Below are 14,778 nucleotides of genomic sequence, written 5' to 3' on the forward strand. Positions count from 1 at the left end.
TTCTATAGGCAGGCTCACGGATAAGCCGCCTGCCCTCCACACGCATAGCCATGTGATACACAACCACATGGCTCCATGCGGTGGGTCGGCAAGCAGGCCGCAATCAGGTAGCCCTGTGTTGCCCGCTTGCCGACCCCATCCGTGGCTTAGAAGTAATCCCGCCACGGCGTATATTCAATATCGTTGTCGCCACGCGTGACCACGATCATATTTTCCATTTTGCCCGTTTCCTTATTGGTACGGTAGATCATCGTACGTGTCTCGCCTTCCTCCGGCACGGAGAACAGGAATTTGTCCGCGACGAAGGATGAACCTAGTCCTGTCGCATGTTCCGTGAAGGCAGAGCCCGTCTTGCTTGTGAGCAGCAGACCAATCCCGTAGGCTGTAGCCGTTTGTGCTGCTTTGCCAAAGAGATGCTCGCCTTGACTGGTGGTGTGCGTTTGCTCCGAATACTTATACTTTTCCGTATCTTTGGTATAGTCCACCACATTGCCCTGTTTATCCAGACTGATGGTGGTCGTTTCGCCCTTGTCGCTTTTCACCTGATACGTACCTACGATGGAATCCTCGGTAATTTTCACCGTCTTGCCCGTATTGGGGTCAGTCTGATAGATTACATCTTCATACTGAAGCCGAATGATGTTCATGCTGGCCTGAATCTGCTGCGCCAGTTCTTCGTCCCCCATCTCTTTGGCTTTCTTCAGCATTTCCTCATAGTTCTGGTATTTCTCAGCATCCTTCTCAGCCCATTCATCCATGTTCTTTGGTGGACCTGGCGTTTTGTTCAGATCATCGCCTTTATTTTTGCCCATGGTTGATAGCGCCCGCGCTGCGGTCAGCGCCGTCATAATTGCCTGGCTCACCGCCTCTTCATCTGTCGTGCGGAAACGCTCGGCAATCTTCTTAAGCTCCGATTGAATGGACAGAACCAGTTCCAGAACAGATTTCATCGTGCCTTGAGCGGTTGAATAATCGTTATAGAAGCGTTCCCGTTCCATGCCATCCCAGTTGCTCCGCATGACACTCATCTTGCCGTCCAATGTGGACATGAAGCCCGATAATTGCTGATGTGCCTGAGCGAACTGCCCACTGACCGTCTCCAGTTGTTCCGGTGTCACCTTGATCTGTGTCATCCTGCACACTCCTCATCCTGGTCATTTATATCACGTGGTCTATCCATTACGACAATCTCTCGGCCTGTTCCTGTTTGATCTCCAGATGCAACAGCGGGAACGGATTACCGGAACTATCCATTTCGGATCGTCCTGTCTGTACAAATCCCATCTTTTCATAGAATCGGGCTGCCCCAGTATTCTGCTCATTAACATCCACCTTGAGGTGACGGCCTTTGATTTTGAAGGTATGGTTTATTAGCAGACGTCCCAGACCCTGTCCGTGTTGGCTCGGATCTACAAATAACATCTCGATAAAGTTATCATCCAGACCAATAAAACCCACGGGTTGTTGCTCCGTATTCAGCGCTTCCCAAACCTCGACTTGCCTTTGTTGCAACACATCACTCACCACTTGTTTATAGAACTGAATGTGATGCTCTTCCAAAAACGTATGGGTTGCCCGCACAGCACTCTCCCAGATTCCAACCAACTTGTCATGATCCTGTTCCCGATATGCAACGACTAACATGTCCAACGTAAGCTCCTTTCTATAAAAAGTAAAAGTTATGTAAAAGCCCGATCCTGGGATCGGACTTGTTTAATACATCAAATTTGAAATAACTCTACGTTTATTTTACCATGTCCATCATTCAATCTGTACCCATAATTTCCAATCTTGAGTCAACGTTCTACCTCCGTTTTTGGCTTCCAACGGAAGGTTGCTGCCGATTGGGATGGCAGTATATATCGAAATAAATCTCCATCTATGACTACACCAAAGGAAACTTCTGCCTCGCCCGTGTTAGCTGCAACTAGCACCATCGTTCCATCCGGATTGCGGAAGGTTACGTTCTCGAGCTGGCCCTGTTCTTGCGTAGAAGCAACTCTTACGGCTCCCGGACGTACATAACGGCTGATGTGGCCTAACGCATAATACTCGACATTTCTAGTGATTTCATCACGCTCCGGGTCAATCGTCACAACCCCACGACAGTTCTCACAGCCACCGTTCGTGGGTCCACCTTGCGGATCGAGTGCGATGTTCCAGAGCAGTACATTTTTCGCCCAGTTGCGAGGTGCACCAATGATGAGATTGGACATCTGCCAGCTCAGATTCTCGCCAAAATCAGGACTCCACTCCCCACCACTACATTCGGTAAAATAGATGTTTTTGTCTGGGAAGCGCTCATGCACTTCCGACATGGCAGATGGATCACCTGCATAACAGTGAAAAGCAGATCCATCGATATAGGCAGCAGCCTGCTCATCATCAAGCACCTTACCGGTATATTCAACCGCATGATCCCAGTTATGATCATACGCGATGATTCGCGTGTCCAGTTCTGCATCCTGTAGCGCCGGGCCGAGATAATCCCGAATGAACATCGCTTGTTCTTCAGCTCCCATACTCATACTCGGATATTTATCCGAGGTGAACTCCGGTTCATTTTGCAACGTGATCCCGTAGATGGGAATGCCCTTTGTCTGATAAGCTTTGATATATTTCACAAAATATCTTGCGTACGCTTCGTACACCTGAGGATCGTTGTAATCCAGATACCAACCGTTCGTGGTCTTCTCCCCATACTTCATCCAGGCAGGGGCCGTCCACGGTGTGCCCAGTACGTTAAGATCCGGTTTCAAACCAGCTACACGCTCCAGCATATTCACGACTTCCTGATCCATTTCGATCGAAAAGTGTTCCATCTCATAGTCCGTGCCGGACTCGATATCATCATAGGTATGACTTGAAGCCGCACCTGATTCATCTACCGAATAATCGGAAGCACCAATCGTATGACGCACCATATCCATGTTCAGCCCTTCCGTCGTAAACAGTTCCTTCAGCAGTTGCTCTTGTTGTTCCTCTGGAAGCTCGTTGATCAGATGTGCCGATGAACCTGTCATCGCTGCGCCAAATCCATCCATAGTCTGATACGTCTTGTCCGGGTCAATCTGTATGGTGAACACCGAGGAAGACGTGTCTGACTCCTGCGTTGAAGAAACGGAAGAGCTTGTGTCTGCATCATGGTGATCGGTAATTGGAATGGGCTTCTGTGGTGTAAGCAGATTTTGCTGATCTCCCGTGGTTAACCAGACTTCGACCACTCTCTGCTTGTCCGCAACCGGTGGCGGTACGGGGTGTTCACCTCGGTTGAAGATAAGCCAGATTCCTATACCAACACTACAAACAGCTGCGATCAACAGGATCATCCATCGTTTGGGATGCTCTCGCCAGCGTATGTTCATCACGCTTCACTCTCCTTCCATTGTGGAAAAAGCCGCGGCCACTAGGCCACGACTCATTTTCCTAATCTATATGAATTAAAACAAACTGCATTTGACACAGATGAATTCAACGGGGAGAACAACCTTCCGAACTCCCTTATTGCACTTTTATTTACCGGACTTGCTTCCGATATTCACACTACCTGTCAGACGAATATCATCGGATGCACTACCAACATACACTTGAACCTTACCCTTAGGCATTAACCATTCATGCGATGTTTCATCCCAATAGGACAATGCGCTGCGATCCAGTTGAATGTTGACCCGTTGCTGCTTGCCTGCTTTCAGATCTACCTTCGCCCAACCAGCAAGCTGCTTCTCTGGAGTTTCAACTTTAGTTGGCAGATTGCCAACATAGACCTGTACAACTTCTGCACCGGAAACTTTACCGGTGTTACGTAAGTTCAGGGATACTTCTACGGTTGCTTTGTCGCCTTTGCCTGTGTTTTTCACATGCAGATTACGATAATTAAAATCGGTATAAGACAGTCCGTGTCCAAAGGCAAACGCCGGTGTCATGCCTTCTTTGTCATATCCTTTATACCCTACAAAGATACCCTCGGAATAGTTGCCCACCCCATTCACACCCGGGAATTGTTCCGCAGTGGATACCGGAGTTTGGGAATCATCTGATGGGAACGTCACCGGCAACTTACCGGATGGATTCACATCGCCGAACAGAACACGTGCCACTGCATTACCTTGTTCCTGACCTGCATACCAAGCCTGAACGATGGATGGCACTTCTTTTTGCCAGGAATCCATTTCAACAGCGCGACCACTCATTTGCACCACGATCGTTTTTGGATTGGCTGCTGCTACCTTGCGGATCAGCTGCTCCTGGTTATTCGGCAGCTCCAGGTCGGAACGGTCGACGTAACCTTCACTGTCATACGTACGAGTTACCACGACGGCAACATCGGATTTTTTCGCCAGATCAACTGCTTTTTGCATTTTGATATCCACAGCGTCTTCTGGAGCTTCCCAGCCAAAACGAACCTGTGCACCCATATCATGATTGGTCTGTACCGGGAAATCCGTACGATACTCAATTCGAATATTGTGGGACTCGCCTTCTTTGAATGTGATTTCTTTCTTTGTTGTACTCAGTGTTTCACCTTGATTGTCTACGAGTAACTTATCATCCACATACAGTTTCGCAGAACCTAGACTGGTCAGGGACAGTTTATATTCACCCGTTTGAGGTGCTGTGATCGCCCCTGTCCAACGAGCAGACATTTTGGCATTGAATTTCGTTGGTGTCACTGGAAGCTTGGAAGATTGTGCGTTAAAACCTTCATAGTTGTAGAATCCAAGATTCATGTTGACCTGATTATCTGTACGGACCAAAGAAGGATTACCCTCCATATCTTTATTCGTCCAGTATTCAGCACGCAGACCATATTCCGCACGATCTGTACCATAGTCTCTTTCACTTTCCTGAGCATCCGCTGGTGATAAAAGAGTAGAAGGTACGGCGGATGGTCCATTAAATGCATCTCCTGCGGAGATAGGATCGGTTCCGGCAGCATATTTTACATCCACACCGTTACCAGCACGGTTACGAATGCCTTGAAGCGGACTTACAGTATACGTCGGATTAACCAAACTGCTACCTCCACCAGCAGCAGATGCGTTATCTGCATCCGGTCCGATGACAGCGATGGATTTCACGTTATTCTTGGACAGCGGCAGTACATTATCGTTGTTTTGCAAAAGAACCATGCTCTCTTCTGCAATTTCACGTGCCTGTTTGCCGTCTTTCTTGGCATTGATTTGTGTATTCGTTACAGGGTTATCGAACAGCCCTTTATCGAACATTTGAAGCAAAATGCGTCTAACCTTCTCATCAATGGTTTGCTCGCTGACTTCGCCATTGTTCACGGCTTCCAGCAATTTGTCTCCCCATTTGCCATACGGCTCTCCAGGTGTCTCCAGATCCAGACCCGCATTGGCGGATTTGGCTGTGCTGAAATTTGCACCGTAGTCACTCATAACAAACCCTTCGAAGCCAAACTGATCCCGAAGGACATTGGTAAGCATCTCCTTGTTCTCACAAGCATATGTACCGTTCACCTGGTTAAATGAACACATGGCAGAACCAAGATCCGCTTTTTCAACCATCGCCTGGAACGGACGTGCATAGACTTCCTGAATGGCACGTTCGCTGGCTGTTGCATTGGTCGTGAAACGTTCCGTCTCCTGGTTGTTCAGGATGTAGTGCTTCGCTGTAGCGATAACCGGATTACTTTGAATCCCGTTCACATACGCTGCACCCATGCCCGAAGCCAATAGCGGATCTTCCCCGAGAGATTCGAAGTTCCGGGAACCCCATGGTGTACGTGCAATATCCAGCCCAGGGCCGAGCACTACATTATGTGTTGTATCATGTGCTTCCTGACCGATCAGATCGCCATATTTCTTGGCCAGATTGGTATCCCAGGAAGCGGCAAGCGCGATGGGTGCAGGCAGTGCCGTGGACTTTTTGTCCTGCACATCCGGGTTAGCCACACGTACCCCTGCAGGTCCGTCTGCCATCTGTAATGCCGGAATGCCGAGGCGCTCCAATCCATCATTATAGAAACCATAATAGTTATTGACTTTACCGGTTACGAATCCAACTTTCTCCTCCAGCGTCATCTCCTTGAGCAGCAGCTCGGTGCGTTCCTCCGCAGACAAGGATTTGTTCATCCAAGGACGATTGGCCCCAGATTCCGCCTCCGCGGCGAAGGCGTGCAGCGGCATAGCCGCAACCGCCACGATGATTAATAACATAAACCATCGTTTGAGGAAAATCAGATTGAGTCTTCTGTTCATGTTGTAAGTTCTCCTTCTCTCTTGATCATTTTTCTTGTGCACATATTGAATACATGTATACAAGGGAATGCAAACTGGCTTGATCCCAGTCTTTCAAGCATTCAGGTTGTCCTGCACATGGCTTCTGAAACTGCAGCCTGCAAGCAAGTCAGCAGATTTCGCTTCCTAACGATAGCCGACATGATCATGAATTACATCCCCTTAAATTTGGTAAATGACCGATTAGAACAAGCCTAGTTCTTTGGAATCACCATATTAACAATTCAGATAACAAAACAAGAAAACGAATTATTTACATTTCCGTAACTACTTTCGAACAAATTCTTTACTTTTAAAAACAGTCGGTTCGACCCACTCCCGATCAACCAATTAATGCAATTAATTATCAGATTAAGGAATATGTCGACACACTCTGGGTCCTAAGTCTATTTGAAAACGGAACCAATCCGGTCCATTGAAATATCCAAAAATATAAAAGCAACTGAGGTCCCTTTTAACAGGTTCTTCAGCTGCCTTTATGTTGGAATTGCTCCATATTGTCCACTTTCCGTCCATGATTCTTGTTCTACACTCGTTATATTGAGATTCGAAGTTACATTAAAATCGGAGTAACAAATAGAAAAACCGCCCCGTGGGGCGGTTCAATTCTAGTTCTGTAACTGTGCAAGAATCTGCGGGTCCTTGATCTTTTTATCTTCGGCGAGCAACATCACCTTGGACAGAATCTCAGCTGTTCTCGGATCTTCATCGAGGAAGGGCAGGAAGATTCGACCCCGATGCTGACTGTGCACCGGAACAATATGAAGTGCACCTGTAGCTTGTTTGAACACATTACCACTCCCCAGATGAACAGCATACTCACCCAATTCACCATCAATTCGTGCGTAATTCCCGTCCAAACGTACATTGTCGATCTTCAGCAGACGCAACGACTCGTTCACAATGACGTGACGCATCTCGATTGTTGTCAGGCTGGCTTCCGGATCTACGCCTCCCACATGTGCAACGCTGACCACCAGATCGATATCACGCATAACTTCCGAGAAGAACGTCAGCGGCACATCTTGCAGCGCTACAGGTTTGTAGCTCTTACGATCGTAGAACTGCACCGTCTCCAAGGTAGGTGCCTCCGTATCTGCTGGTGAGAACCAATCTGCCATGGCATAGAGATTCGCAATCAGATTGTGCTCGTAACTTACCTTCTGCAGACCTTCCTCATAACTGACAGTCCATTGGCGTCCTTTAAGCAGAGCTACTGCTTTTTTCGGTTGAATCTGATATCCGGCGTATCGACGAGACACCGTACCATTAGCCAATTCGTCCTCGTTAGGAAGATACAGCTCACGGAATACCTGCTTGAAGGGCTGACGCTCCTGACGGGTGAACAGATCCCGCTGGAATTCACTCCAGCTTCCGCTCTGATACAGATGAAGCGGATGAGCAATCAACAGTTGATCCTGTTCCGATAGTGCATGGTTCGTACCCTCCGGCCCAGGAGCAACCAAACCATTGGATGATACATCGAATCGTCCCGTCTTGTCACCTGACTGGAATATAAGCGTTCTTACCAGCGGATGTATAACCGGATTTTGCATCAGACTGGTAATTTCCTCACGTGTAAAGGATGTTCCAGCAGTCATCGAACGTTCCAGCTCCTGCCGTGCCCGGCGATACTGATCCACCAGATCCGATTTGAGCTCTTTCAGTTCAGCGATATATCCATCTTTTTTGAACCGGGCAGGTACAGATTTGAGTGTCTTGCCTTTGCTAACGATAACCATTTCGGGTTGGCCTTCCTCATCAATGACCAATTGTGCTGTCGTGTCAGCATCTAATGCATGAGGTTCAAAGAAGGATTTCATCTCATCCAACTTACGTGCTTCCATGTCCCACATCAGCCGCGTAACATCAGCATAACCTGCATTACGAGCGAGATTGCCCAGTGCAATCTGTGATGCTACACCTTCACTGGCACGGCGTTGTGCACCGAATTGCTTGCTCTGCAACAGAAACTTCTGAATGAAGTCGTATCGCTCACGCAGATCCTGTTCCCGATTTACGGCGAATGGGATCAAACTGTAGGTTAACAAATGATCCTTGTTTCGCTTGTCTGACACGGAATCACGCATATCGTCCAATCGAAGCTTGCCCAGTGCAGCATCTGCGAACAATTGGGATCTGCGGTGGTTAGCTCCCCCGGAAATGTACTTGGCGCAATCGTATAACAGATTGAACCGTTCCTCACCGACAGCAGCATAGGCTTCTTCAAACCAAGCGATATCAAACGCACCTTCATTAAAGTCCTGTGGTGAGATTGGAGAATAGTGGGCCACGATGGTTTCTTTCTCCGCAGTAAAGCGTTCATTGATATGGGCATGGAAGTACCATGCCGCACTGCGGAGACCTTCCCATCCCAGATGTTTTGCAACAATCTCCATCCACTGCGGGGCGTACATAGCCGCTTCCAGCAATTTTTTCTCATTCACCGGATACTTCTGGAGTAATTCTCCAAGACGCTTCTCATCTTCTCCATCCCGTGGATGACAATTCTGAATTAGATAGCTAAACGTCTCTTTACGTGTTGTGTTGTCCCCATAACTGTAGATATATCCACGGACAAATGTATCCTGATCCATCGCCGAGACCAGATGTACCCAGTGTTCCATGCCTTCAATTCGTTCCAGTTTCATGGCAAGTGTACTTACTTCTGTAGAGAGTTCTCCCCGGGTCAGCTCGATCTCCAGAATCCGATTAACGACCGTATCCCGTAAATGAATCAGCTTGGGATCACTTGCGATCACTTCTGTACGAGTGGATGTTAAGTCCCGAATAAACATCAGACGATTCCCACCGACCAGAACCTGTCGATATATCTCCTGTTCATCAATCAGGTTCAGCTGGTACGCGCGCAGGAAATCTTCAAGTGACAGCAAGGACAACGGTTGACTATTTTCTACAAGACTGGCGAACTGGTAGGCTGTCTGGAAGAAACGTTTGAAGCTGTTATCGTCATGGATTTTGCCACGAACCACATGATTCCAAGGTCCAGTCAGAATATGAAGCATGCCTGACTCTTTCTCGAGTCGATCAGCAGGCATACTCGCGATGATGGAGGCCCAGGTTTTCTCAGCTATTTCAAACGTGTCGATCGGATCGCTATCCAGAAATGCCGCCGATATCAGTGCCACTACCTGATCCTTATACGTTAACGAATCCAGCATCTGCTGTAGCTTTTCGATGTCATCCAGAGGATAGATCTGGTCGGCAAACGACTTGCGCCAGCCTTCCAATAATGGAATCTTTTGCAGTTCATCATAGCCATACTGATCATGGAAGTAACTGTAATGGTCACTCAATTTGCCATTGAAATCCCGGAGCTGTATAACCATGTATAGCTGCATCAGTTCCACACTGCTAAACCCAGCATGTTGAATAAAGTTTTCCCATATCTCATGTAGCGGGAACTGTTCCATCTGCTTCATTTCATTCCGCTCTCCATACGGAACCTTGGAGCGAAGACTCGCTCCGACTAACAACGTGTCTTTGTAGCCAGCATAGTACTCCACTTCATACTCATGATCCCTGTGTTCATGCACTAATTCATCGAGCCCCTGCAGGAATGGTCTGGTCTTATCCAGAGAAAGTGTAAAGATATCCTTCGGACTGTGGCCTTTGAGGTCACGCTTCTCATCCAGCAATGGCTCACGTCGCTTCGGATCGAATAAATTAAACCCATTAGCGGCCGTATAGCGACTCCCCTGATCCGTCAGCTTGTCGAGCAACTTCTGTTCCTTCGCGGTTGGCGTCTCAATCAGCTGTGCCAATGGCTGCAATTGCTCCTGCTGATCTGCCCGATCCGGATCTGCCGCAATCTCGGTCAACAATTCGAGCGCGCCTAGACGCTGCAACTCACTCTTGGCCTGCAAAAGTCGCTTCAGTGAAACCGTCAATTGGTCCACGGGTTGTAGTAACAATACATGGATGACCTTCTGACGAAGTGAGCCTGTCTTGAGCTTCATCAGCGCCTCCATCTGTTTCATCTCTTCAACCGTCAACGTGAGCTGCTTCGCCTTGGAGAGCGCACTTTCCCTATTACTGATGCTTTTATCAGACAAACTCTCAAACACAAACTGTCTTTGCACCTCATTATCGGGATGCTGAACAAACTGGGACAACAGTTCCCCGCGCAGTTCTGGGCTCAAACGGTCCTTGATTGCGATGACTTCGCCGATCCATTCCGGGTCCATATCATAAGCGGCCAGATATAACATTTTCTTCACTACATCATCTGTATCAATCCGGTAGTGAACATACTCAAGTACACCCGATGGTCCACCTGATCCGCCTTTTGGAATGACAGCCAACATCTGTTTGAATTGATCAAAGTCCTGACGTCTCAATGCCTTATCTTCAAGCGCAGGCAATGGCCACACGTAGACACTACGCTGATTCTCTCCATTCTCGAAACTCCAGTTGTACATATACATGGCATCATAGTTGGTCACAATCCAGTGCATCAACTCGGTATCCTGCGCCTCCAGATAACGACGTGCAATGTGCAAACGAAGCTCTCTGTTCTGGCTGTTAGCCAGTACGTATTGGGCAACAATCTTCTGATATAATTGGCCTTGATCCATAATCTCGATGATCTTGCTCGTCAGTTCATTCTCTTCAATGACCGCTGTCGCCCACAGGCTGATAAAGAGCTTGTTGGCGTTCGCTTCCTGCTGCCAGGATTCGCGCACTTCTGGTTGCACAAGCGCCTCATACGCCTGTTCAATCAGCTGTGCAGCAACACGCTGATTGGCTGCTTCTATACCAATTCCCGTCCATACGGCGAGTGCTCTTACCACCGAACTGAAACGGATCAGGTTGTTGTCGATGATGATTTTTAATATGTAAATATAGGCTTCCAGTGTTCCTTCATCCATCCGCTCCACAATGCTTTGGCGCAGCCCTTCCTGCAACCTTGCTGCAACGAGCAACTCACCCACCATCTGATAGGCATCTGCCTGATCGCTCATGAATATACCTTTGATCATTTCATGGGTTAACAACGCCGTCTGATTGTCACCATAGATAATATCGTGCAGTGCCTGCTTCATATCTCCACCCTGATGATCCAGTTCATAAGCGATACAATCGGCCAGGACCCAACGGATCTCATGCAGATAATCCAGCTTGTACTCACGTAGTGACACATATTCTTCCAAGGAGAAATTTTTCATTTCCATACGGAACAATCCCATCAGTTTACGGATGACTTGTTCTACATGCTGCTCCGGATCGGATGTGCGGAAAGGCCGGCGTTCATAGTTGTTACTGTATGGGAAACGAGTCGCACGCTCTGCGATATAACGGAATCGTGCAACCAATGACTCGCTCGCCAGATGCTCGAGTACATCCAATAGTGGCTGGAATAATGGTTTCTGCGTTTCTGCAGCCAGCCTTCCAAGCAGCTTATCAGTATTCAAAAACATCTTTTCATCTCCACGCAAATAGGTAGACCCGGCGATCTCCACAACATAGCCTGCCAGCTCAAGCTGTACCCCTGTTAACGACTTGGCTCTTTCCTGCAATCCTTCCATATACACCTGTACTCGCTCTTCCTGATTCATCCTGTTCTCCTCCTTCATCGCTCTCTACCACAGACGTCCGGCAAGCATTGTAAAACGAATAAACACCACGTTATCACCGTCTTTTACAACAAGTGACTCATCCAGTTCCTGCAATTCTTCATCGTTGAGAAACACTTTATATAACCCATCCTCATAGGCGGTTATAGCTGTCTCCATCGCAACATTCAGATCAGGAACACCCTCATTGTATACTGCGCCAAACCCGACTTTCCCCGCCGCTCCTTGCGCCTCAATATCATCCGGCATCAGGTAGGCGAGTAATTCTGCCTGTTGTTTCTTGTCCTGAAGCGCTTTTACTTGCAGAGCCACCATGTTCTCAATGAGCTGCCTTAACGTATGAGTTGTTTCCGGAAGTTCGGCAGCTTGCTTGGCAAGTACCGGCTTGCGCTTACCCAGACTTTTTACCGTTATCCATACGTTCACCGCATTCCCTCCCTTGTCCTACTATATTTGAAGAAGCTTCCATAAGCCCCGATATCTATACCACGATGCGGAATAACCTAAACTCGAAATGACGATCTGTCTCTAAATAAAATATAAAATACGTACATATGTACCCCTAATGAACATCATAACTAAAATTCAATCCATATTCATGAGCCAATCCTCATGTTTACGTGGAACCACGGAACTATGGCCTACTTGCGTACATATACGCAAAAATAGCCGCACAGTCTCATATAAATATGGACTGTGCAGCCGCTTAGATACCATTAGAACAGCTTATGATGCCTGAGAACCTTTATAAACTGAAACCTGCATGAATCATCTGGCCAAGCGCAAAGGTCGAATGGTTACGGCCACTGTCTTGAACCCAGGCATTCGGCAGAACGGATCTAGCTCTGGTCTGGTGGCCCGATTCACATTCTGAATGCCACCCCAATGCATCGGCACGAACAAGGTATCCTCCCGAATCGAATCTTTGATGCGCGAACGAACCGTGAAGCTTCCGTACGTCGATTGAATCTCAACCCACTCTCCATCGTGAATACGATAACGGGCAGCGGTAGCCGGGTGAAGTTCAACAAAGTTCTCCAATTCACGAGCTGCCAGTGCCGGACTTCGATGTGTCTGCACCCCTGTAAGATAATGAGGCAGCACACGCCCATTGGTGAGAATTAGGGGGAATTTCGGCGATACATCATTCCATCCTGGACTTGATTCGAATGTGAATGCCGCTTTGCCGTCCGGGTGTGCGAATCGTTCACCGAACAACAGTCCTTCTCCCTGATCATCCAGGGCAGAACACGGCCAGTATACCCCTTTCTCGTTACGCAAACGCTCATAGGTAATGCCATAGTAATCAGCCACTCCGCCACGACTCGCCACCCGAAGCTCATTAAAGATATCCTCAGCAGTGTCATATTCAAAATAAGAAGCTTTACCCAATTGCGCGGCAATCCGGCATAATATATCCCAATCATCAAGCGTTTCTCCCGGTGCAGGCCGCCCCTGTTCGCGGAGCAGAACACGCCCCTCCAGATTGGTCAGTGTACCTTCATTCTCCATATAAGATGTAACCGGGAGAACCAGATCAGCCATTCGCGCTGTCTCGGACAGAAACATGTCTGCCACGATCAGAAAGTCCAGCTTGCGCAGACCTTCTTCCACCAAACGCACATTGGGGTTAGATACGACCGGGTTGGAGCCCATTACAAGTAATGCCCGAATCTCCTGATCATGGACCTTCTCCATCATCTCGTAGGCGGATACCCCTTTGCCTGGCAAACTTGCAGGGTCCACACCCCAGACGGATGCCACATAGGCACGATCGGCTTCATTTTCAATGGATCGATAGCCCGGCAGCTGGTCAGCCTTCTGCCCATGCTCCCGTCCGCCCTGCCCATTGCCTTGACCTGTGATGGCACCATATCCGCAGCCTTCTCTACCAATTTTGCCAGTCGCCAGCACCAGGTTCAAAAAGTGTCTCACTGCCATATGTCCATCCGTCTGCTGCTCCACACCACGTGCTGTCATGATCATGCCTGTCTCCGCCTCACCATAGGCCATCGCTGCCTGACGAATCAGCGCCAGATCAACCCCGCACGCTTGTGCCGCCTGTTCGAGTTGCAGATCAGCCAACCCTTGTATCAATTGATCGTAACCATGCGTTCGTTTGTCTATAAAATGAGGCTTCACCAATCCGGCATCCATAATCACCTTCAACATGCTATCTGCCAGCAGAGCATCCATGCCAGGCTTCACCTGCAAATGAAGGTCGGCAATGGCTGCGGTTGCCGTCTTACGTGGATCAATAACAATAATGAAGGCTCCGTTCTCCTTCGCTTGGTTGAAGTATGGCAGAAGGGTAGGTTGGCATTCTGCAATATTGGTACCTGCAAGTACAATGCAGCCCGCCTTAGGAATATCGGACAGACGGAACGTCAATCCACGATCCATCCCGAATACTTTACTGCCAGCTGAAGCCGCAGCTGACATGCAGAACCGTCCATTATAGTCGATATATTTTGTCCCCAATGCAACTCTGGCAAACTTGCCGAGCAGATAGGCTGTTTCATTTGTCAGAGATCCTCCTCCGTAGACTCCGACCGTATCTGCTCCGTATGAATCTTTCAAGTCCTGAACCCGCTCTGCGATGGTCTGAATGGCCTCCTCCCAGGAACAGGGTTCAAGCTCGCCATTACGACGAATGAGCGGATGCATTAATCGTTGACCACTAAGCGCATGTTGATGAGCATTCATGCCCTTCACACACAACCTGCCCTGAGAGGCTTCATTCGGGACACCCTGAACCGTATACTCACCACGACGCTGGCCCGCAACAGGTGCAGCCAGTTCTTCAACAGTCATCTTGCATTGCACACTGCAATACGGACACTGGGTTTCCTTTACATACAGCTTGGAGGCTGTTGGTTCTGAACTCACGGATAATCCCATCTTTCCATCCCCGCCTT

7 protein-coding genes are annotated in these 14,778 nt (G+C 48.4%); all 7 read right to left on the reverse strand.

The genetic code is table 11. The annotated features are described in order from the left end of the window. Window positions 1-146: 146 nt before the first annotated feature. Window positions 147-1,133, reverse strand: coding sequence for a WXG100 family type VII secretion target (locus NSQ38_RS00330; RefSeq protein WP_339786102.1), 987 nt, complete (start codon window positions 1,131-1,133; stop codon window positions 147-149). A gap of 46 nt (window positions 1,134-1,179) precedes the next feature. Further along, window positions 1,180-1,650, reverse strand: a complete 471-nt coding sequence (locus NSQ38_RS00335; protein ID WP_339786104.1) for an acetyltransferase — start codon at window positions 1,648-1,650, stop codon at window positions 1,180-1,182. A gap of 146 nt (window positions 1,651-1,796) precedes the next feature. Further along, window positions 1,797-3,365 (reverse strand): glycoside hydrolase family 30 beta sandwich domain-containing protein, encoded by a 1,569-nt coding sequence (locus tag NSQ38_RS00340; protein ID WP_339790799.1) that lies wholly within the window; start codon window positions 3,363-3,365, stop codon window positions 1,797-1,799. 147 nt (window positions 3,366-3,512) lie between these two features. Beyond that, entirely contained in the window at window positions 3,513-6,224 is a 2,712-nt protein-coding gene (locus NSQ38_RS00345) for a glycoside hydrolase family 3 C-terminal domain-containing protein (RefSeq protein WP_339786106.1), read from the reverse strand. Between the two features lie 647 nt (window positions 6,225-6,871). Beyond that, window positions 6,872-11,842 carry a DUF4132 domain-containing protein gene (locus tag NSQ38_RS00350; RefSeq protein WP_339786109.1) on the reverse strand — a complete coding sequence of 1,657 codons (4,971 nt, stop codon included), beginning with the start codon at window positions 11,840-11,842 and terminating at the stop codon, window positions 6,872-6,874. A gap of 24 nt (window positions 11,843-11,866) precedes the next feature. After that, the gene (locus NSQ38_RS00355; RefSeq protein WP_307539717.1) at window positions 11,867-12,286 is read right to left on the reverse strand and encodes a hypothetical protein; all 420 of its coding nucleotides are present in this window, start codon (window positions 12,284-12,286) and stop codon (window positions 11,867-11,869) included. A gap of 342 nt (window positions 12,287-12,628) precedes the next feature. Continuing rightward, complete coding sequence (locus NSQ38_RS00360; RefSeq protein ID WP_339786112.1) at window positions 12,629-14,761, reverse strand: molybdopterin oxidoreductase family protein; 2,133 nt, start codon at window positions 14,759-14,761, stop codon at window positions 12,629-12,631. Window positions 14,762-14,778 lie beyond the last annotated feature (17 nt).

This window comes from Paenibacillus sp. FSL R7-0313 (assembly GCF_037969885.1).
Taxonomy (GTDB): Bacteria; Bacillota; Bacilli; order Paenibacillales; family Paenibacillaceae; genus Paenibacillus.

Bases quoted from the DNA above. Each gene is read 5' to 3' on its own strand.
- NSQ38_RS00340 (WP_339790799.1), bottom strand. From the start codon at position 3,365: ATGAACATACGCTGGCGAGAGCATCCCAAACGATGGATGATCCTGTTG.
- NSQ38_RS00360 (WP_339786112.1), bottom strand. From the start codon at position 14,761: ATGGGATTATCCGTGAGTTCAGAACCAACAGCCTCCAAGCTGTATGTA.
- NSQ38_RS00345 (WP_339786106.1), bottom strand. From the start codon at position 6,224: ATGAACAGAAGACTCAATCTGATTTTCCTCAAACGATGGTTTATGTTA.
- NSQ38_RS00330 (WP_339786102.1), bottom strand. From the start codon at position 1,133: ATGACACAGATCAAGGTGACACCGGAACAACTGGAGACGGTCAGTGGG.
- NSQ38_RS00350 (WP_339786109.1), bottom strand. From the start codon at position 11,842: ATGAATCAGGAAGAGCGAGTACAGGTGTATATGGAAGGATTGCAGGAA.